Below are 22272 nucleotides of genomic sequence, written 5' to 3' on the forward strand. Positions count from 1 at the left end.
TTCTTTACTGCAACAATAGTTTCAAATTAAACCCAAAATTGGTAAACGAGGTATTGAAAGACTGCGAGGTATACGGCTTGGTCATGTTGGTATCGTAAAATATATTCAGAATAAAGCGTTCGCTAATGGTATAATCAATTGCCGGGCGATAAGTAATATTTTGCGCTCCCGATAGTATTTGCGCGGCTGTAACGTCTGCCTGGTATATCAACGTCTTATTATCGCGCAGCGCAAAGTCCAATTTAAAATTCAGATCATTTTTTAATATCAGGTTATTAAACAGCCCGAACGGGAACCTGAAGTTTTTTGTCCGGTACCCAAAGCCAAAACCAATAACGCGGGTGTTTAACTGGGTAAGCTGGCTGTTCAGTAAACTAAGGTTCAAATCGCGGGTTTGGCGGTATTCCACGTTTGTGGTGACGTTATTTTTAAACCTTACAGTGATACCTATCAGCGGTACAAATTGCTCCAATATACTTATCTGCGAAAACTGGTATCGCGGCAGGAAATCATTATTTACATCCCTTGCGCTTGATGCGCCGTTGATTTCATTGTACTGCAATAAAGTATTATAACCACTTACTAAGTAGGAAGACCTGTATTCATGATCGATATCAAAGGATTCAAACAGGTCCTGGAAAAAAGGCAGATGGCTAAGGCCGGTATACTTTACGCGCCAGTTAGGGATAGGGATGCTTGGAAATTGCGTAAGGTTTGCACCCGACACGTCCTTACCGGTATAAGCTGCCAGGAAAGCCGGCACCAGCACATTTTGCGAGTTTGGCCCATAACCATCGGCAAACCCGCCTGCCCCCACTCCGCCCGAGTTTGGATTGTTCCTGCCTAACCGTTTTGATATTTCGGCCCGGTTATCCAGGAACTTCTGGAAGGGTACTGATGTATTGTTAACCCCGCTCTCTTTTGAAAAAGCCGTAGCCAGCGAAAAATAAGATATACTATAATTCCCCGTAGTTGATGGTGCCAGGTTTTCGAAATTGCCGCTGCTGCTTAAAAATTTAAAATTAGTTTGGTAAGTACGGTCCTGCGATTTAAAGGCGGTTAATTGGATCCGCAGATCAGGTGTTGGGTCAACGCTTGCCCTCAATTGCAGGTCCTCCTTAATGGTTTGTAAGTAAAGCTGATTTTGCAGGGTATCTCTTGAGATCCAGTTATTGTTGATTGCTTTATTACGGATATCAGCCTGACTGCCCAACAAAAATCCGATCCCCGGCGCGTCGTAACTCAGGTCCTCGCCAAATAAATTGGATTGCGGCAAGTACCCCGGTAAAAACGTACCGTCCGTACGCGAATAGTTGGCACTGGCACCTTTAATACTGGTTATAAATCCTACAATCAATCTGGTAAACGCGCTGCTTTTTGGATCGGCTCCATCCCTTAAAAAAGCAAACCTGCTGTACAGCCGGGTAAAGTCAACAGCCGGGTCAAGCTGTATAGTGCGTGCGTTTTGTATACTGTTACCCACGTTAAACTGCGGGTTATTAATAGCAAACTCGGGGGCGGCCTGCCAGGTAAAATGCGTGGTATAACGGCTGTTCAGCGTCGCCCAATCCATATACGGTATTTTATTTATTGGTACGGCATAAGTCAGGTCAAGCGTGTGGTTGTAATTTGTGGTACGGCCCAGTTTGCGTATGTTTCGCCACAGCGTATCAATTTTTAATCCATCCAAACGGCCATAAGGCTCATCAACTACCGCTAGGTTGGTAGCATCAATATCCAATTTTAATGATTTGGTAAGTTTCCAGCCGGCACCATAAGTGCGGATAATGTTAAAGTTTTTATTATAGCTGGTTGGGATAAATACAGGGTTAGCCGCGTCATTATTACGCGGCGAATTTTCTGAATAAAAACGGTTAAAATTAATATTGAAGTTTAACCGGGTTGGTGCAAGGCTAAAATTGATATCCCGTATCAGCGCCAGCACATTATTTTTAATGATCTTCTCAAACGGATTAATGTACTTAGGCTCAGTAGCATAGTTGTAAGCAAACTCTAACCGATAAGTTTTTTGAAGATCGCTTTCGGTGGTAAAATCATGGTGCACATACTCTGTATAAGCATAGCTGGCATGCAAATTCTCTACATCATACACGCGCACAGGTTTCGTTGTATTTACGCGTTCTTTATGCACATCGGTAAAGTTGATGCTTTTGCGCATGGTATAATCCTCGGCAGCAGTTTTTATAGAGTCGCGCTGTCTAGTTGATGTCGCCCCGGCCAATGTTTGCTTTAACAGGATATCTGACTGCGCCGGGTCATACTGCGGTGTATTAGTCTGGTTGGATACGTTTACATAAGTTGGGATCTTGATACCACTTTTAGCTGGTAAAAAGCGCCCCATGTCCATACTTGCCGATACATCATAGCCTTGGTTATTGGTTAATTGCCTGTCCTCCATCTTCGAGTCGAGCGCGCCAAACCCGGCAGTACTTTTATTTCCGGATACGGTAATATTTGCAAAATCGGCTAATTTAAAATCAGCACGCGCCACAGCGGCCCAACCACCACGGTTATCAAAATCAGTTAATCGCAATTCATCAAACCAAACAATCGCTGCTTTAGTTAGCCCATCATCAACGCCTGGAGGTGAATTATTTCTGTACGGATTTCGTATCCCCAGCATTATCGTTCGTAAACGGCTCAGATCTGGTACACCCATAATCGTTATCCTGTTGCGGCCACTGGTAAAGGTAAATGGCTTATTTATCGGCCATGGTAACCCATTAAACTTGGCGTTGTTCCGTGCAATTTTTGCATCGGTTAATACCGATAATTCAATATCCAGTGCATTCGCGTCCGGCCAGATCGAATTTTCGTTCGACGTATTGGGCTGCGTAACCGTCAATGGGATCTCGTACTCGTAATAGTTATCCTTGTAATCAGCGCCTAAACGCACAAACGCGCTTACATCATTATCTTTTAGCGGGCTTTGATTTGCTTCGGCGTGTATAAACATTTGCAGGTGTTTGTACTTGCGCAAATCGTTATAAAAAGTTTTAAATGCTGCTTTTGAGTAGCCATCTGTTAAATTGGTAACGTTTAATGACAGCGATTGCTCATTTAACTGCGTATTGCTTTGCAGGTTATTGTAATCGCGCTGGCGGTTAATACCGGGTGGCACCACATACGGTATAGGTACACGCTTGCCATTCTCCTCGATATTAACAGCCTCAACATTCAATACGGAATTATCAAGCGGCGGGTTGGTAATAGCAGGGTCGGCAATAACATTCATCGGATTTTTTTCGGAGTTGTAGGCTCGCCAATCGCCGCGTACCAATTGCAGGGTTGCAAAGCGCAGCACCGCGCTGTCGGCAAAGCTGGTCATGAACATCCGCATGTACCGTATAGCCTTAAAATCCTGGATGCCGCCAACGGCCGATTGATAAGCAGTTATAGGCACCCTAAACTGGTACCAGGTAACTGGTTGCGTAGTACCATCGGCCAGCTTAACATCAGATGTTATTTTATCATTAACAAAGTTTTGCCCCACAACCAGGTCCTGCGGGCGCATGGATACCTTGTATTGAAAATACTGGTCGTCCTGGCTCATATTGTTATCACGGTCAATATCCTCACCATCGGGCAATGAAGTATTGGCTGATGTTTGCAGCCCCAGCTGTGCCTGCGATTGCTCGGCAGTTTTGGAGTTACTTTCGTTACCGTTATACTTGCTGTATCGTTTTAATATATCGGCCCTTGCAGCATCCTGGTCAGGGCCAAGGTAGTATTGGTAATCATCAGACGATGGGTCATTAGCAAAAGCATTTGCAGCCTGCGCGTTTAATACGCCTTTTATCTTTGCAACGGCTGGTGCAAATTTTGCCTGCTCATCAGCATCGCTTAAACCGTCAAGGCCCACATCCTGCAATACACGCGATGACGGGTTGCTGTCAAAAGCATTAACAACAGGCTGTGCTTTTGGCACCCTGCCCCAGGCAGTTGTATCTACCGTACTCAGGTCGCCATTAACAGGCAGGCCGTTTTCCAAACCTTTACGCCCGTCCTTCAATACATCTTCCGATGTACTGCCCAGGTTAAAATACAGATCGCCACCAGCCGAATTCTTTTTGTAGATAAAAGGATCCATCACCCAAAACTCTATGTACTCTACATTCAATGCCTGGAAATCGTTAGTAGAGATCCCGCGGTAAATACCGCCCCAGCGCGAGTTTGGGTTTTGTAGGGTACCATCCAGGTTAATACCGGTTGTGGTATAATTATAAGGCCCCCGCACAGTTGGGTAAAATGCAAGGTCAAGCGTTGATATGCTTAATGGTTGCCCGGTAACAGATTGCTTATACGGGAATACCTCTGTTTGCAGGATCTGTCTTGCGTAATGATTTGACAACTGGCTACGCGTAACGCTTGTTGTGCCGGTATTGGTATAAAATATAGGGTCGATATTGTAAAAGGCCAGCCGCGCACGGTTAAAACCATAGCTCAGGTTATTATATAATTGCGATTCGGGGAATAATTGCGGCGTGGCCGAGATCTGCCAGGTATTGGCACTTTTAACATCGATTACTGATTGGCTGTTCTCGAAGTCATCAAGGTAGGATGTTCCGTTTTTTGATCCGGCATAGTTTAAAACACTTGGGCTGCCCGGCAACAATTGTGCAAACTCGCCGCTAAGCGTTACTGATGACGGGGCTTTTGTATGAATAAAAGGTATTTTATCAACCAACCGTGTCAAAAATCGGGAATCGGAAGCATAATTGACATCAAAGCCCCAGATGGTATTTGATATCGACTCCTGCCCTATGGCCTCATTTTGCGATATAGGCTGTTCTGTAAGGTGCAATACGGTAGCGCCCAGGGCAAGTTTAGGGCTGTACCTATAATCGAATCTTGAGCCGTACAATGATTTTTGCTGCACACCAAAAAGCTCGTTGTTTTCCAAATGCACATCAATAGGCTGGCCCGACGAAAGTATAGCGGTATTAATTACGTTAAGCCGCCCCGCGTTATAGTCTATGGTATAATCAGTACCCTCAACCAGTTTTGTGGCCCCTGCTGATACGGTTACTGATCCCTGCGGAATATTGATAGCATTTAACTGGTATGAGCCACCGCCACCCTGCGCGGTATAGGTACCTTTAATGGTATATCGGTTTAGTTTTGGAAAAAACTGTTGTGCTACTGTTTTGGTCGAATCATATAATTGCTGATATACATACCTGTCCCTGAGGTCCGTTTCGCCGGGCGTGAACTGCCTGGCCAGGTCAGACCCAAATGGTTCAAGCACGGGGAAAACGATCCGGCCATTTTGTGAATCGATCGTCACCCCCTCTAAAAAGTCAAAGTACCCGTCTGATTGCTTTTCGCCCTGCTGATTTAGATTATCCAACCCAGTTAGTTTGAGCCAGAGCTTGGTTTTAGTGTTCTGCCCCTCATCCATAACGGGTTTATCAATTCCTGATTTATCATCCAGGCGTGCAACCGTCAACCTAAAATTGGTGGAACTAACCTGGAAAGCATTTAGCGAATAAATGTTTTTCATCATCAGCTTCCAGGTTGGCAGGCTGGTTTTTAGCAAGGTATTTTTTAGCAATTTTAAATAGAGCACTTTAGGCGCAGCGGGGCTCACCGGTATATCGCTCGAGAATTCACCCACCTGGTATTGTTTGCCGTTATAGGTGTATTGATACGCTACGGCCAACACCTCGTCGTTATTTAATGGATAATTAAGGGAGATATAACCTAATTGCGAATGCAGTGTGTACTCCTTGTTAAGCGTCAGCTTGCGGGCATAGGTTAATTTGGCAAAATTGTCTGTGCCGCCATTGTTAGCAAAATAGCCAATAAGCGAGTTAGACGCATCATTGGTTAAGCGCGCGTTTGCCGGCAAATTACTTAATAAATTATTGGATTGATCTGGAAAACCCGGCCCCCGGAAGCCGGCAGGCAGGCCCGAAAAACCCGCGCCACCTTGTATTTGCGCTGTATTATAGGGCGCGTTTTCACCCAGATCCAATAAACCTACTACGTCGCGCGAATCAGTAGTGGCGTTAGTTCGGTTGGTAGTCCATACCTCAATTTTGGTAATATTAATATTTGAGCTGATAAGTGGAATATTAGCCAGCGCTTTATTATAGTTATTACGGAAAAACTGCGATAAGAAATAGTGTTTGTTGGCTTCGTAATCTGATGCCAGCGCTGAGAAGCTGTTTTGTTGCCCCTGACTGGTAATGGTGATATTTTTTGATTGCGAGCGCTGTTGCGAAAAGATCGACGTGACATCAAGCTTACCAAATTTAAGCTTGGTTTTTAAACCGAACAGCGCCTGCGTGCCGGTTATTAATGACGTGTTTAACGGCATACTGACTGTACCGGCCTGTATTTCCTGGATGATCTCGTCCGGGTGGCCCAGGTAGTCAAGCTTTACCTGGTTATCAAACTGGAACTGCGCATCGGTATTATAATCGGTTGATATCTTTAATTTATCGCCGATATTACCTGTTAAGTTAAGCTGGATATGCTGATCGAAATTGAAGTTATACTGCTTACGTTGTCTGGTATTAAACAGCGGATTTTCGTTGCTGTTTATTTGTCCCGATAATATTGCTTCGGCCGACCCACGTGGTTTGATATCAATTATCGAACTGCCAAATATTCGCTCAAAGGTTTGGTTATGTACATTTATTTGCGGTATAAACCCGGGCTGCGTTTGCTGGTACGAATAGTTATCGGCAAGTTTTTTAAAATAGTCGCGGTTTTCTTCGCGCTGTTTCAGGTATAAATACTCATTAAAGGAAAGATAAACCGGCGCACGGTATAGTAAATTACCCACCCGTTCATAAAGCACATAACGGTTGCTTAGAGCATCATATTCAACGGTGCGTGTTACGCCAAACGGAACGGGATCAAAAATCCCCTGTCGCATTAAGGCGTTATTTGATTGTGTTCGCTTAAAGGGGGCAGTAACTTTTACGGTATCTTTTTTAGGCGGACTTGCAGGCCTTTGTTGAGCAACGGCAGACCCCAACCCGCAAAATGCAGCTATAAAAAGTAACCCCGGAAGAAATTTATAAGTAAAATTTCCTATCACATGCAACAACTATAATCCCACGTAATTATAAACTTTTTAAGGCGAATTTTATTAGCTGTTCTACAGTTAATGATCCGCCGTTTTTATTTATTTCTTGTTCCAGTACTTTTTCGGCAGCGTTACGGGCAAATCCTAACATAACCAACGCTGCAAGCGCCTCGTCTCTAACGGATTTTATAATAGGGGTAGTATTTAATGTTTCTGATCCTTCTTTACGCAATTTATCCTGGAGCTCTAGGATAACTCTTTGTGCCGATTTTGGGCCTATTCCTTTTATCCTTTGTATTAACGATACGTTACCATTAATAATTGCTGTTTGTATCTCAAGCGGGGTTATTGACGATAACATCATCCTGCCGGTGTTTGGCCCAATGCCCGATATAGATATCAGATGCAGAAACAACCTGCGCTCGCCTTCATCGGCAAAACCGTATAGGGTATGCGCGTCTTCTTTAACATGTAGCCAGGTAAATAGCTTACATCGTTCAGCGTCGCCTAACAAGGAATAAGTATTTAATGATATATTGATATGATAGCCCACACCGCCGGCATCAATAACTACATAAGCAGGGCTTTTAAAAATTAATTTGCCATCAATATAAGCGTACATTTTATTTTAGGTTAAAGGTAAAAGGCGAAAGGTTAAAGGTGTTAGCATTCTACTGTTTTACTATTCACTAATCTCTGTTCCCTAATTATTTATTAGTTGCCTTCGCTTGTGCATCAACAACGGCTATGGTTACCATGTTTACGATCTCGCGTACCGAGCTATCTAACTGCAACACGTGCACCGGTTTTTTTAGTCCCAGCAATATCGGACCAACAGCTTCGGCGCTGCCTATTTCCTGTAAAAGCTTGTAAGCGATGTTACCCGATTCCAGGTTAGGGAATATCAGTGTATTAGCCGCCTTGCCTTTTAGGGTGGAGAACGGAAAGTTATCAGCCAACAGATCAGCATTCAAAGCAAAGTTGGCTTGCATATCACCATCGACGATCATCTCTGGATATTTTTCATGCAGTATACGCACCGTTTCGCGGGTACCTTCGGGTACCGGACCTTCATTGGATCCAAAGTTAGAATAGGATAATATAGCAACCCTTGGTTGTATGTTAAATCGCTTTACAGACCGCTCTATCAATACGGTAATATCCACCAGTTCATCAACTGTTGGGTTTACGTTTACCGTGGTATCGCCAAAAAATACAGGGCCCTTGGCGGTAAGCATTAAATACATACCGGCTACCCGGCTAACGCCTTCCTCGGTACCAATGATCTGTAATGCCGGCTTAACAGTAGTGGCATAGTTTTTACTCAAACCGGAGATTAGTGCGTCAGCTTCGCCAAACTGCACCATACACGAGCCGTAGTAGTTTGAATCAGTCATCAGCTTGCGTGCCTCAAACAGGGTAATACCCCGACGCTGGCGCTTTTTAAAATAATACTGTGCGTATTTCTCGCAGTTCTCTGCCCCTAAGTGCGGATCGATAATTTCTACTTCGCCCAGCTCCAGGTCGTGTTCCTTTATAATTTGCTTTATCTTTTCTACATCGCCCAATAAAATTGGGGTTGCAATACATTCGTCTTTAACAATTTGGGCGGCGCGTAATATCTTGTAGTTATCTGCGTCAGCAAAAACAACGCGTTTAGGGTTGCTCTTAGCTGTGTTGGTGATGTTACGCAACAGGCGGTCGTCATCACCAATTCTAGATCTCAGTTCTTCCGTATACGCGTCCCAATCGGTAATTACCTTACGGGCAACTCCCGACTCGATAGCCGCCTTAGCAACTGCCGATGAAACCTCGGTTATCAACCTTTGATCCATTGGCTTGGGGATAATATAATCGCGGCCAAATTTCAGGTTCTTGGCATTGTAAGCCAGGTTAACAGCTTCAGGCACTGGCTTTTTGGCAATGCCTGCTATGGCGTGTACCGCGGCCAGCTTCATTTCTTCATTAATAGCGCTTGCCCTAACATCCAGCGCGCCCCTGAAGATATACGGGAACCCCAGCACGTTATTTACCTGGTTCGGGAAGTCAGACCGGCCGGTGGCGATAATGATATCCTTACGGGATGTTATAGCCAGGTCATAGGCTATTTCTGGTTCGGGGTTAGCCATGGCAAACACGATTGGGTTTTTAGCCATACCCTTTAACATATCCGGTGTAACCACATTCCCGGCCGATAGGCCGATGAAAACATCGGCGCCCTTCATCGCATCTATAAGTGTATCTATTCCTTTACGCTCTGTAGCAAACTGCAGGCGCATTTCGTCAAGGTCGGTACGTGTTGGCGTTATGAGCCCGTTGATGTCAAACATCACCAGGTTCTCTTTTTTAACACCCAGCGACAGATATATTTTTGAGCAGGATACCGCGGCAGCACCTGCACCATTAATTACCATTTTAATTTTGTCGAGCTTTTTGCCCTGGATCTCGCAGGCATTAAGCAGCGCTGCACCCGATATGATAGCCGTACCATGCTGGTCGTCGTGCATAACGGGGATCTTCATTTCGGCCTTCAGCCTGCGCTCTATCTCGAAACAAGTTGGTGCCGAGATATCTTCCAGGTTTATCCCGCCGAAGGTTGGCTCAAGCGCCTTTACTATTGCCACAAACTCATCAACCGTTTTAACATTGAGCTCAAGGTCAAACACATCAATATCGGCATAGATCTTAAACAGCAGGCCCTTGCCTTCCATAACCGGCTTGCTGGCCTCGGGGCCGATATTGCCTAAACCTAATACGGCCGTGCCATTACTTATTACACCAACCAGGTTACCCTTAGCGGTATACTTGTAAACATCGTCAACATTTTCGGCAATGCGTAAACATGGCTCGGCAACACCCGGCGAGTAAGCCATTGTTAAATCGCGCTGCGAATTGGTTGGCTTGGTAGGTACTACTTGTATTTTTCCCGGGCGACCTTTTGAGTGATAATTAAGCGCGTCCTGTTTACGGTTAGATTTGTCCATGATCTGTATAAAGCCCCAAAGTTAATGCTTTTTTTTAAGGGGTATAAAAAAAGCCCGGCTTTTGAGAGTCAAAACCGGGCCTTTATTCGTTTAATCGCCTTATCCCCTGTTTGCCTTAGCAAACGGATTAAGCTTTAGTTTTTTTCCGGCAATAACCTTGCTGGTTTGCAAACGGTTCCAGGCTTTTATCTCGCGTACATCGAGGCCGTAACTGTCGGCTATGGTTTCTAAGGTATCACCTTCTTTGGTTGTATAAAAATCGGGCGCTTTTTGTACGGCCGGTTTTGCAGCAACCATTGCTGCAGTAGTTTCCAGGTTAACCGGGTGGTCTACCACCGCTGCCTGCATAGGCTGCACTGTTGGTGTAATATTATTTAAAACGTTATATAACGCAGTATAATTCCTTTGCTCGGTACGCGGGATGATCAAACGGCGCGGCAACGCTTTTGTTCCGTTTACTATCTGTCTTTTATAACCCGGGTTTAACAATGCAAGATCGCTAAGGTTGATGCTTAGTGCACGGGCAACGTTATCAAGGCCGATAAACCGATCAACCATAACTGTATCTATCCGGGCGTTAAAATTCCAGTTGTCGGGAGTTATATTATGCTTACCGCCATAATTCATTACGTATGACATAGCGATATAAGCCGGCACATAACTCCTTGTTTCCATAGGCAGATACTGGCGGATTGCCCAAAAATCTACTACTCCTGCTTTTTCAATAGCATGCTCCACATTACTTTTACCGCAATTGTATGATGCTATGGCTAACAACCAATCGCCAAACTCCTGGTAAGCATCTTTTAAATAAGCTGCTGCTGCGTAGCTGGCCTGAATAGGATCGCGGCGGTCATCTACGTATTCGGTCATGTTTAACCCGTACATTTTTGCGGTTTGCGCCATAAACTGCCATAGGCCGGTTGCGCCAACTCTTGATACCGCGTTAGGGTCAAGCTTTGATTCAACTATTGACAAGTATTTAATTTCTGTTGGGATGCCAGCATCATGAAAGATCTTCTCATAAATTGGGAAGTAGTATTTTGACAGGCCCATTACATGGCTCATCTCATCCCGGTGGCGCATATAAAGGTCAATGTATTCCTGAACATATTCGTTATAAACCAACGGTACTTCTCTTTGGATAGAATCCAACCGAAGCTTAAATATCGACCCCGAATAAGCACCGACAGGTGCAATTAATACTGTATCGCGTAATTTTTTTTGTGAAAAATTGCCACGCATTAAGCGGGCAGAATCCTCAATTGGTAAGGAATGAGCTTTTACAATTTGCAGTGATAAGAGTAAGGCGGCAAAAGTTAAAATTCTCTTCATTAGTTTGTGTTAGGAAGCACGTATACGCTTTTAAAGCAAAAAAGTTTTACTAATATATTAAATTTTTAAAGTTCCATGAAATATTTGGAGAAATTCAATAATTCTTGTTCGTTAAACCGTTTGGCTAATAATTGTAATGCTAACGGTAATCCGTTATTATTATTGCCTGTGGGTATTGAAATTGCCGGCGATCCGGTTAACGATGCCTGCACCGTAAAAATATCAGCCAGGTAACTCACCACCGGGTCGGTTTCCTGCTTACCTATACTGTAGGCAGGCTCGGGCGCTGTTGGCATCAGTATAAAATCATACTCTTCAAATATCATATCCGTTTTTTCCTGGATCAGCCTGCGTACTTTTTGCGCTTTGGCGTAGTAAGCATCATAATAACCCGCGCTTAGTACAAACGTACCCAGCATAATACGGCGCTTTACTTCTTTTCCAAAACCTTCAGACCGTGATTTTTTGTAGGTAGTAACCAAATCGGTAGCCGCGGGGCTGCGATAGCCATAGTGTACACCATCAAAACGTGCCAGGTTTGACGAAGCTTCGGCAGTTACTAAAATGTAATAGGCCGGCACTAAATAATCTAAATATTCAAACGCAATAGGTTTAACCGTATGCCCTTCGGCACGTAGTTTATCAATAGCTTGTATCAGGTTGCTTTTTACTTCGGCATCAACACCCGGGCTTGATATGGATTCCTGCAGGTAAGCTATTTTCTTTTTTTCTGTCGATTTTTTCAGATCGGCGGCATAGGCCGGAACTGGTTTTTGGGCCGTGGTGCTATCATAATCATCCGCGCCAGCCATTACTTCTAAAAGCAAAGCGGCATCTTCTACCGACCGGGTTATTGGCCCCGCTTGGTCGAATGACGATGCATAGGCAATTAAACCATGCCTTGATACACGCCCATAGGTGGGCTTTAAGCCTATTACACCGCAAAAAGCTGCTGGCTGCCGAACGGAACCGCCGGTATCTGTACCGATAGCCGCATGGCACATGTTGGCCTGTACCGCTACAGCCGAGCCGCCCGATGAGCCGCCTGACACCTTGGTTTCATCGGCATAGTTTTTTACCGGGCCGTAATATGATGATTCGTTGGATGCACCCATGGCAAACTCGTCGCAATTGCAACGGCCTATAATAATGGCATCTTCTGCCAGCAAACGCTCGACAATGGTTGCTGAGTAAATAGATTGGAAACCTGCTAATATCTTGGATGAAGCGCTTACCTTATGGTCTTTATAACAGATGTTATCCTTTATAGCGATAACCATACCGGCCAGTTTGCCGGTTTTGCCTTGTTTTAGGCGATTATCAAGATCCTGTGCATGTTGTAATGCTTCCTGGGCAAATACTTCGTTAAAAGCATTTAAATGAGCATTCTGTTCTATTTGGCTCAGATAGTTCTTTACCAACCCCTCAACAGTAATTTCACTGCTTTGTAACCCACTCTTTATCTCACTTAAAGAGGAATAAAATTTACTCATGGGCCGAAAATAAAAAACTTATCCGTTGAAACCGAAATTAATTTCAACAGATAAGTTATTATAAGTAATAATATCGAACACTAAACTTTAGGTTTTTCCTCGTCTTTATCTGGATTTTGCGAGTCTTTAAACTCTTTTACGCCTTTGCCCAAACCTTTCATTAATTCGGGTATTTTTTTACCACCAAATAATAGTAATACTATTACAAAGATGATGAGTACGGTAGGCCCTTCTAATCCCATGATTCTATTTTTAATAATCAGTTTATATTATTCTTTGGTTGTTTTGTCAGCTTCGGGCGCATGAGGTATCGGGGTTTCAGATTTATGTGTTACCTGTACCTCAGGCTCATGGCTTTCTGTTATGCCATTATAATGGTTATAAAGATCGGGATCACTTTCAGGCGTTCCGTCATAATGCGCTATATGGTCTGTAGCAACATGGCTTTCGCCTGCCGGGATGGTACCGGCAACGCCACCTGCAACTGGTGTTTCTTCCGCTTTGCCATCAGCGTTATCTGTTGAGTGCTCGGCAATTAAAGGAGGTTCTTCTGCTTTAACAGGTTCCTCCTTCTTTTTATCGTAGTTATCTATCTGGTTGTTTATCTCACGCTTAACACCCTCTGACGCATCTTTGAAATCGCGAATACCTTTACCTAAACCTTTTGCAAGGCCCGGTAACTTATCTCCACCAAACAGCAATAATGTCACAAATAATATGAGCATTATTTCTGGCGCACTAAACTCAAAAAACAAAAAAACTGAACTAAACATATCCTCTTTTATTAAAGTTACAAATATAAACAATTAAAGTATCACAAAACCAAATTACCTGTCGGCCAGCCAGTTTTTAGGATCAACGGGGGTGCCGGCTTTATATAATTCAAAGTGTACCTGTGTTTCGCCAACAGACACATCTGTAGCTACGACACCTATATTTTGTTTGGTACTTACCTTTTGGCCCACTGATACCGACGTTGATTTCAGGTTACCATAAACCGTTAGGTACTCCCCGTGTTTTATAATTATCAGCCAGGTACCCAATACGTTTCGCACTGTTGATACAGTGCCATCAAAAACAGCCCTTACACCGGCACCATCATTTGTACGGATATCCCATCCAGTACTTTCGCTCCTGATGCCTTCGGTCATGTAGGTACCAAATCCCTGTGCAAGATCGCCGTTGGTAACCGGCCATGGCAACCTGCCCCTGTTACCCAAAAAGTCGCTCGAAAGCTTAGCCGCTTCTGGCGTTGAGTTTAAAATCTCGCTGTTAGTTTTACGTGGAGCTTTGGGTGCCGCCACTTCGGCTTTGTCTTTACCTGCTGCCAGCGCTGCTGCTTTGGCTTTTGCCGCCGCTATCCTTGCTTCTTCTTCGGCTTTACGCCTTGCTTCTTCTACTAAGGCATTAACAATTTGCCTGCTTATTCTCGATTTTTCCCTGTTTTTAGCCTGGTAAGCGTTCATTAGCTGCCTTTCCTGCTTTGAAAGGTTTTTTGCTACCTGCGATTGATTGTTCTTCTCTTTACCAAGTGTTGCTTTTTCCTTCTCCTGGTCTAAGAGTAACGTATGTTTTTGTTCCTTGGTTTTATCCAACTCAACTATTTTAACATGCAGGTCTTTTTGCTTGCCTTCAATAGATGCCGCCTGTCGCTCTCGGTAAGTGGCAAACTGCTGCAAATATTTAAGGCGTTTATAAGCCTGGTTAAAATCTTTCGAGGCAAAAATAAACATCAGCTTATTATAGGCGCTTTGGTTTCGATAGGCAAACAATACCATATCGGCATACTTTTTCTTTAGCAGGTCAAGCTGGCTTTGAAGACTGTGTACCGTGCTGGTATTTTCAGAGATTTGATTATCCAGATTTTTAACCTCGCTGGTTATAACGTCTATTTTTTTTTCGCGCAGCGCAATTTGCGCTTTTAATATGCTAACCTGTTTTAAGGTAGATTTTTTATTGCTTTGGGTTTCCTGCAGTTGGCGGTTAAGCTGCTCTAACTCGTCGTTTATCCTGTCGCGCTGCTTTTTAAGCTCGTTGCTGCTTTGAGCGCGTGTGCCTACCGCTGCAAAAACAAGTATAAAAAAGAAAATTATCTTTAAAAATTTCATCCGGTCCAAAAATATCATTTTTATTGTGCCGGCGTATATCTTTCCGGAATATTGAATGGATATTCTAATTGCTGATCGAAATCAACCTTGGTATAACGCAAATTAGCCTGTATTTTTTTATCCTGGATGGTTGACAGAATATCTATCTGCGATGGCACCAGCCGGTTGCTTGCCTGTATAAACACACTGTTATTTACCAGCAAAGCCTGCGCCGCAGTTGTATTAGATAAATTAAACTGCGTTACCCGCATATTGGTACCCAGCATAAGGCTGTAAACCAACTCATCCAAATTACCGGATAAAGTGACATTACCAAGGTCGGATGTTATACTGCTTCGTTCTGTCAAAACTTCGGGCATGGCGTTGCCTACCAATAAAGCTTCGATAGTTTTATAATTAACCTGCCTGCTGGCGTATTGATAGATAAAGCCGAACGGCTTTTTAAGATAAAGACCCTGTAGCTTATTGATAACCTTGATACTATCAGGCGTGATTACGGCACGGGCAACTTCTAAACCCAATAAAGCCGTAATAGAAACCCATATCATCTTACCTTTATTTATACGGATGTTTAAGGTAACATTGTTATCGTCGCCGTTAACATCCAGCCGGGTGGTGGCCCTGCCGCTAAATGTGTTAAAGTTTACCTGCCGGCTTTTAATAAGCGCCAGCTGGCTTTTTAACGTACTCAAATCGGGCGGTGTAATTGGTATTGTAACCGTATTTGCTGTTTCGGGCGGTGACTGTATTGTTGCGCTAGGTGTTGTAGCGGGCGCCGTAGCAATTGCCTTTTTACGTGCCTTGCAACTTACCATTGCCAACAGGCAGCAAACTATTAATAGCTTATTCAATATATTTTTTCTCATTTATCTTCCGATCTAAAGCCGGCGAATTACCACCGTACTCTTTGGCTTTTTTCCAGTTTTGCAGGGCAGCGTCCGGCTCAGCTAAGTAAAACAAGATGTCGCCATAATGTTCTGTTTGCGTGGCGCTTTTATTTTTGCTGTGGGCCAATGCTTTCTCCATCCACTCTTTAGCCTCTTTATATTTTTTTTGTTTGAACAGTATCCACGCGTAGGTATCTTCAAAAGCGGCATTGTTGGCTTCCAGCTCGTTGGCATGTTTTGCCATCTGGGCCGATTTATCCAACTGCTCGCCTCTTAATGATAAATAATAAGCATAGTTGTTTAGCGTATATTTATTATCCGGGTTGTAGCTTAACGCCCTGTCATACGCATTATCAGAATTTTTGATATCCTGCATAGCGTGGTAACAATCGCCCAGCTGCGAGTAGCTTAATGATAGCAGGTCCTTATTCTGGAACTCCAGCGCGGTTGTATTTTTTAAATAGCTTAGGGCTTTTTTATAATCCTTTTTTTGCAGCCAGGCAGCGCCTACATAATAATTCATCCAGCCCTGGTTGGGGAAGAACGATAAGGCCAGTTCGCCATCACGTATTACACCGTCCATATCGTTATTACTTAGCTCGATGCGCACCAGTTGCTCGCGGGTTTCGTAAATCTGGCCGTTCAGCGCTATTGATTTTTCATAGGCGGCCTTTGCTTCGTTGTACTTTTCGCTTTGCACCAGCACATCGCCATATAGCGCATAGGCTTTGGATTCGGTTGGATGGATACTGATGATGATCTCGCATAACTGGAGCGCGCTGGCAAGGGCGCCGGCACGTGCGGCAGGCTCGGCAAATTTGGGGAAGTAGCCAACTACTATCCTTACTTTTTGGTCGATGCTCAGATCTGGCAACGCAAATGCCGCTTGCAGCTCTTTAAAACTGGCATCATTATTCTTTTTCTCGCGATAGATATCAGCCAGTGCCAAATGGATCAACGGGTCGTTAGGGTCAACGCTTTTTGCCTTGTCTAATACCTTAAATGCTTTATCAGCGGCGTTGTTTGAATTATAAATTTCGGCCAGCAGGCGGTAATACTTTATCTGGGTTGGATTGGCGGTTATCATTTGTTCCAACCCGGCTGCGGCTTTATCAACCTTGCCCTGCTTTAAAAAAATTTTCTGACGGCTCAATATCAGGTCGTCATTAATACCCGTAATTTGTTCTATCTGGTCGTAAACTTTTAATGCCTCATCATATTTGCTTAATAAAGTAAACGCATTTGCTTTATCGTAATAGTAATCAACACGATCGGGATTCAACCTTATCAGCTGGTTGAATACGTTCTCCAGCTTAGGCAAATCGTTGCTCTTTTCATAAACGTCGGCCAGGGCCGCCCAATACCATTCGTTATCGGGTTTAACGGTTACGGCTCTTTCTAACAGAGGCTGGGCCTCGGTATATTTATTTTGTTTTTTTTTGATATTGGCTAATTCATAAAGCGAGGCATCGTTTGATGGATCGATCGTCAGGATCTTGTTGAAAAGATCAACAGCCTGCGTGTTATTTTCGACGGTTTTTTCTTTAAGTGCCGCGAAGAAAAGATTTTCTACAGCATCAGTATCCACGCCTGAGGATTTAACAGGCTTAGGGCCCTGGCCGTACGCGGGAAGAATCAGAACACAAGACGCAAGAAACAGGAGAGTTACAAACCGTAAGCTCCCGTGTTTTAATTGATCTATATTTTTTATCGCTTTCAAATTCTTGTCTCTTGATTCTTGTATGTTGACTCTACACGCTATGCTTTAATAAATATAGCTTTTAAACCCTTCCACTCGAAACTCAAAGCCGCAACCCCGAATACTAACAACAACGCATTGCCTATAAATATGTTGCGGTTAAATACATAGAAAGATAAGTAAACGAATATTACCGCCGAAATTATATAAGCCAGGTTCTTTTTTAAATTGTAAGGGATAGGGTAATTTTTTTGCCCCCATAGGTAGGATAGTATCATCATGCTGGCATAGGCGATAAGTGATATCCAAGCTGATGCCATGTAACTATATTGGGGTATGAATATCCAATTTAATAATATGGTTAGCACAGCGCCTATTCCTGATATATATAGCCCATACTTAGTTTGATCAGACAATTTATACCACACTGACAAGTTCATGTAAATACCCAGGCTTAAATAGCCAAATAATAATAAGGGCACCACCCCCAACCCAGACCAATACGGATTAGTAACAATATGGTGATTAACCAAATGAGTTTGTTTACCTACAATAAAAACAGCCAGTATATTTATGTTGGCAACAACCGCTACAGTTATTACCGCCACTGTTATCACAAAATAATTCATTATCCGCGCGTAGGTATCGCCGGCATTTTTATTTTTTGAATGGCTGAAAAAGAATGGCTCGGCACCTAAACGAAAAGCCTGTACAAAAACGCTTAAAAAGACTGCTATCTTAGCGCAAGCTCCATAAATACCCACTTCCTGGTCGCTGATGGCATGAGGCAACATGTGCTTTAGCATCGCCTTATCTAACGTTTCGTTAATTATGAATGAAATGTTTGCAATTAATACCGGCCAGCTGTAAGTAAACATCTCCTTTAGCATAGCACCATCAAACCTTAGTTTTAGTTTTAATACCTCTGGCAATAGCAATACTATGGTTAATAAGCTGGCTATTGTATTAGCCAAAAAAACATAGCCTACCCAATTTGGCCTGTACCAACCTGCCATCCATTGGGCGCCCGGTAGTTTATGAGCGATAATAAATTGGATACCAAACAGGAAAAACAGGTTAATAAACATTACCAACAAAATGTTTGTGCATTTAATTACCGAGTATTTAACAGACCGTCCTTCGGCGCGTAGTTTGGCGAAAGGTATCACGCAGAAAGCATCGGCAACTAAAATTATCAGAAAGTTATTTACGTAATAGGCGTAGTCGGCATGATCTTTAACAGAGCCAGCCTGCAAATACGTTATAATATCGTTTAAAAATAAAAGGCTAAACAGCAGGAAAACAATAGAAACCGCTATGATAGCACCAAAAGCATTATTGTAAACCTGTTGTTTATCGTCTCCGCGCTTTTGCAGGTACCTGAAATAGGTTGTTTCCATACCAAATGCCAATACCGCATTAATAATGGCAGCATTGCTGTACAAGGCCGTGAGTATTCCATTACCACTTACTGACAACGTCCGCGTATAAATTGGTGTAAGAATGAAAAAAATCATCCGGGAGATGATGGTACTTAACCCGTAAATGGCAGTTTGCCCGGCAAATTTTTTAGCTGTTGACAATAGTTAGTGTATTAACGTTGTTTTGATTGTTATTTAGACAACCCTCGTTTTAATACTTCAAAATTACGATAGTTTTTTAATTCGCCCTCATTAGTTTCAACAGCCGTTACTTCGGCATCCTGGGGGCCTTCGTTACACCAGTCTAAAAACATTTCAAGCATGGCGGGTTCGCCTTCGGCTTCTATAACAACATCGCCGCCAGGCTCATTTTTTATGGTGCCTCGTACGCCAAGCTGATCGGCCACCGCTTTGGTTGATGCGCGGTAAAAAACGCCTTGTATTTTGCCTTTAACTGTAATATCCAGATGCTTCATAGTAAGTCAAAAGTAAAAAATTAAAAGGCAAAATAATAGCGATAGATTTAAAACCTATTGCTATTAAATGGTTATAGAATATATAGCAGGATTTAGCGCTTATATCAACCTTCTCACCTTGGTATCAGCAGTGATCTTCAAATCATCCAGCCCGGTTACCAGGTTCAGGCCCGGTGTTTTACCAACTTCAAGCGAGCCCTTTTCCTTGTCGATGCCTAAATAGGTTGCGCCGTTAATGGTGGCCCACTTTAAAAGGCGGCCTAAAGCCAGGTTCGGGAATTTACCTTGCAGCGTACGCATCTCGCTTAATATACAAAGCTTATTGTTTGATGCAAGGCTATCCGTACCCAGGGTAATGTTAAAGCCCTGGTCTAAAAACAATTCAATTTTAGGCAAAGTGCCCTCTATATATAAATTGGCGTTTGGGCAAAAGCACCAGTGGATACGGCGGTCAAACCGTTTTATAAAGTAAATATCTTTTAAATTGGTGCAGGTATTATGTACCATTAATATATCCTGCTTAGCAGTTAATAGCGGAATTACTGATTGTAGCGAGTTGCGCGCCTGCGGTTTAAAATAACTTATATCAATACCAAACTGCGCGTACAGGTCATTAAAGCTGCCCAGTTTGTAGCGGTAAAACTTGTTCTCGTCCTCGCACTCCTGGTTATGTATGCTGATAAGATTTTTATTGGCATTGCTGTCGCAATACTTTTTTATCAGTTTAAATAATTCTTTTGATACTGAGTAAGGCGCATGCGGTGTAACAGAACATGGCTGGGGTTTAAACTCATTGACCAGGGCAAGTGCTTTATTAAAAACTGTTTCGGCGCTGTCGGGTATAAAGCTAAAAGTTTCAACAAAGGTGTGGTAATATATTTTACTTTTTGCCTTAAGGGCAACTGTAGCGTTGCTGTTTGATATATCGCCTACGGCAACAATGCCGTTATCGTACATATCCACGTCGGCCTTAATGGCTGCGGCTTCTATCTCGTTAACGTCCGCATCGCGTAACCGCTGTACGTCCATTATAAAATTTACCAGTCCGCCGCGTTCGGGGGGTTTGCCCAGCAGGTGCGATAGCTCTATATGGCAGTGTGTGTTAATAAATCCGGGGCATATAATACCCTTTAGGTGTTGTACAGCTGTGTGGTCTGCATCCGCAGGGATTTGGTTTGAGACTGAAATGATCTTACCAAAATCATCAACTGTAACTACACCATCTTTAATTGGATCGGCACTAATAGGAAAAACGTAATCGGCTCTAAAAATTTTCATTTACTATAACTTGCAAGTTACTCACCCCATTAACAACCCATTTAATTATACATTAACTTTTGGTTATTGTTTTTAACTTAATGATTTAAAAAGATAGATTTTTTATTTTTCGTACTTTTGCAGCGTGATTGCTGAAAAAGAGAAAATTGATATCCGTAGCCTGAGCCTGGAAGCCTTGCAGAAGCATTTTTTCCAAATGGACGAAAAAGGCTTCAGAGCTAAGCAGGTGTATGAATGGCTATGGAAAAAATCGTCGTTTTCGTTTGACGAGATGAGCAATATTTCAAAAGAACTTCGCACTAAACTTGCTGACAATTTCGTCATCAACAATGTACAAATTAGTAATTCACAGTTTAGCGCTGATAAAACTATAAAAAATTCTTTCATTTTACATGATAAGCATCTAATTGAGGGCGTTTTAATTCCAACACCGGGCAGAATGACCGCTTGTGTGTCTTCACAAGTGGGTTGCAGCCTCACATGTAAATTTTGTGCTACAGGATATATGGAGCGCAAACGCAACCTAAATCCCGACGAAATTTACGACCAGGTTGTATTAATTGATAGGCAAGCCCGCGAAAATTACGACATCCCTTTAAGCAATATTGTTTACATGGGTATGGGCGAACCATTGCTGAATTATAAGAACGTTATGGACTCGATTGAGAAAATAACCTCGCCCGAAGGGCTAAACATGGCTGCCAAACGGATAACGGTATCAACAGCCGGCATAGCTAAAATGATAAAAAAGCTGGGCGACGATGGCGTTAAGTTTAACCTTGCCCTATCACTACATGCCGCAAACGACGAAAAGCGCAACACTATAATGCCTATTAATGAGCAAAACTCGTTAAAAGCACTGGCCGAGGCCCTGAAATATTATTACGCCAAAACCAAGAACCCGGTAACCTACGAGTACATCATATTTGACGGTTTTAATGATAATATTGAAGATGCCGAAGAATTGGCACGTTTTTGCAAGCACCTGCCCTGCAAGGTAAATATCATTGAATATAACCCGATATCAATGGCGGCCTTCATAAACGCCGGCGAGGATAAAGTGGAAGCCTTTGCCGAACATCTGCGCAAAAACGGCGTAAACACCCACCTGCGCCGCAGCCGCGGTAAAGACATTGATGCCGCCTGTGGACAGCTGGCGATTAAAGAAGGGCAATAAGCCTCACCAGACCCTCGCCAAAGGAGAGGGAGATATAATTATTATTTACTCAGGCCGTCCGGCTGAAAATCCATCACGATAGAATTCACGCAAAACCTTTTATGGGTTGGTGGCGGGCCATCGTCAAACAGATGGCCCAAATGCGAATCGCAGCGGGCGCAGATCACCTCTATCCGCTCCATATTGTAAGAGGTATCTGTTTTATAGATCACGCTGTTTTTACGTACCGGCTCAAAAACTCGATCACCATTATATAGCATAACCGTACAACTGGTGTACGCTTCTGATACAGCATACAGATCATATTTTAATATTAAGGCGTTAATTATCAGCCAATTGAACAACTGGCATTTT

General features: G+C 43.2%; 15 protein-coding genes. 1 reads left to right on the forward strand and 14 read right to left on the reverse strand.

Going from position 1 to position 22272, the window contains the following annotated elements; all coding sequences use genetic code 11:
* Positions 1-4 precede the first annotated feature (4 nt).
* The 13 genes from sprA to ABIB50_RS22940 form a co-directional block, all read right to left on the reverse strand.
* Complete coding sequence (gene sprA / locus ABIB50_RS22880) at positions 5-6907, reverse strand: cell surface protein SprA (RefSeq protein WP_429383595.1); 6903 nt, start codon at positions 6905-6907, stop codon at positions 5-7.
* 190 nt (positions 6908-7097) lie between these two features.
* Positions 7098-7682, reverse strand: a complete 585-nt coding sequence (ruvA, locus tag ABIB50_RS22885) for a Holliday junction branch migration protein RuvA (protein WP_429383597.1) — start codon at positions 7680-7682, stop codon at positions 7098-7100.
* Positions 7683-7767: 85 nt separating this feature from the next.
* The gene (locus tag ABIB50_RS22890) at positions 7768-10044 is read right to left on the reverse strand and encodes an NADP-dependent malic enzyme (RefSeq protein WP_429383598.1); all 2277 of its coding nucleotides are present in this window, start codon (positions 10042-10044) and stop codon (positions 7768-7770) included.
* A gap of 99 nt (positions 10045-10143) precedes the next feature.
* The gene (locus ABIB50_RS22895; RefSeq protein ID WP_429383599.1) at positions 10144-11379 is read right to left on the reverse strand and encodes a transglycosylase SLT domain-containing protein; all 1236 of its coding nucleotides are present in this window, start codon (positions 11377-11379) and stop codon (positions 10144-10146) included.
* 65 nt (positions 11380-11444) lie between these two features.
* Positions 11445-12872 (reverse strand): Asp-tRNA(Asn)/Glu-tRNA(Gln) amidotransferase subunit GatA, encoded by a 1428-nt coding sequence (gatA, locus tag ABIB50_RS22900; RefSeq protein ID WP_429383601.1) that lies wholly within the window; start codon positions 12870-12872, stop codon positions 11445-11447.
* Positions 12873-12952: 80 nt separating this feature from the next.
* A complete protein-coding gene (locus tag ABIB50_RS22905; protein ID WP_429383602.1) occupies positions 12953-13114 on the reverse strand; it encodes a Sec-independent protein translocase subunit TatA/TatB in 162 nt (53 codons plus the stop codon).
* 27 nt (positions 13115-13141) lie between these two features.
* Complete coding sequence (locus ABIB50_RS22910) at positions 13142-13645, reverse strand: Sec-independent protein translocase subunit TatA/TatB (RefSeq protein ID WP_429383604.1); 504 nt, start codon at positions 13643-13645, stop codon at positions 13142-13144.
* Positions 13646-13699: 54 nt separating this feature from the next.
* Positions 13700-14998: a murein hydrolase activator EnvC family protein gene (locus tag ABIB50_RS22915; protein WP_429383605.1), complete on the reverse strand. Its 1299-nt coding sequence runs from the start codon at positions 14996-14998 to the stop codon at positions 13700-13702.
* Between the two features lie 2 nt (positions 14999-15000).
* Positions 15001-15846: a DUF4292 domain-containing protein gene (locus ABIB50_RS22920; protein ID WP_429383606.1), complete on the reverse strand. Its 846-nt coding sequence runs from the start codon at positions 15844-15846 to the stop codon at positions 15001-15003.
* Positions 15824-17455 carry a tetratricopeptide repeat protein gene (locus tag ABIB50_RS22925; protein WP_429383608.1) on the reverse strand — a complete coding sequence of 544 codons (1632 nt, stop codon included), beginning with the start codon at positions 17453-17455 and terminating at the stop codon, positions 15824-15826. Before ABIB50_RS22925 ends, ABIB50_RS22920 begins: the two co-directional genes overlap by 23 nt.
* Positions 17456-17625: 170 nt before the next feature.
* The gene (locus ABIB50_RS22930; RefSeq protein ID WP_429383610.1) at positions 17626-19149 is read right to left on the reverse strand and encodes a polysaccharide biosynthesis C-terminal domain-containing protein; all 1524 of its coding nucleotides are present in this window, start codon (positions 19147-19149) and stop codon (positions 17626-17628) included.
* A gap of 29 nt (positions 19150-19178) precedes the next feature.
* Positions 19179-19463: an acylphosphatase gene (locus tag ABIB50_RS22935; RefSeq protein ID WP_429383611.1), complete on the reverse strand. Its 285-nt coding sequence runs from the start codon at positions 19461-19463 to the stop codon at positions 19179-19181.
* 99 nt (positions 19464-19562) lie between these two features.
* The gene (locus ABIB50_RS22940) at positions 19563-20741 is read right to left on the reverse strand and encodes an amidohydrolase family protein (RefSeq protein ID WP_429383612.1); all 1179 of its coding nucleotides are present in this window, start codon (positions 20739-20741) and stop codon (positions 19563-19565) included.
* Between the two features lie 127 nt (positions 20742-20868).
* Between ABIB50_RS22940 and rlmN the strand changes: the two genes are divergently transcribed.
* On the forward strand, positions 20869-21918 hold the full coding sequence (gene rlmN, locus ABIB50_RS22945; protein WP_429383814.1) for a 23S rRNA (adenine(2503)-C(2))-methyltransferase RlmN: 1050 nt from the start codon (positions 20869-20871) through the stop codon (positions 21916-21918).
* Between the two features lie 41 nt (positions 21919-21959).
* Here the strand turns inward: rlmN and ABIB50_RS22950 are convergent, their stop codons facing one another.
* Positions 21960-22262 (reverse strand): peptide-methionine (R)-S-oxide reductase, encoded by a 303-nt coding sequence (locus ABIB50_RS22950; RefSeq protein WP_429383614.1) that lies wholly within the window; start codon positions 22260-22262, stop codon positions 21960-21962.
* Positions 22263-22272 lie beyond the last annotated feature (10 nt).

It is taken from the genome of Mucilaginibacter sp. UYCu711, assembly GCF_050433825.1.
Taxonomy (GTDB): domain Bacteria; phylum Bacteroidota; class Bacteroidia; order Sphingobacteriales; family Sphingobacteriaceae; genus Mucilaginibacter.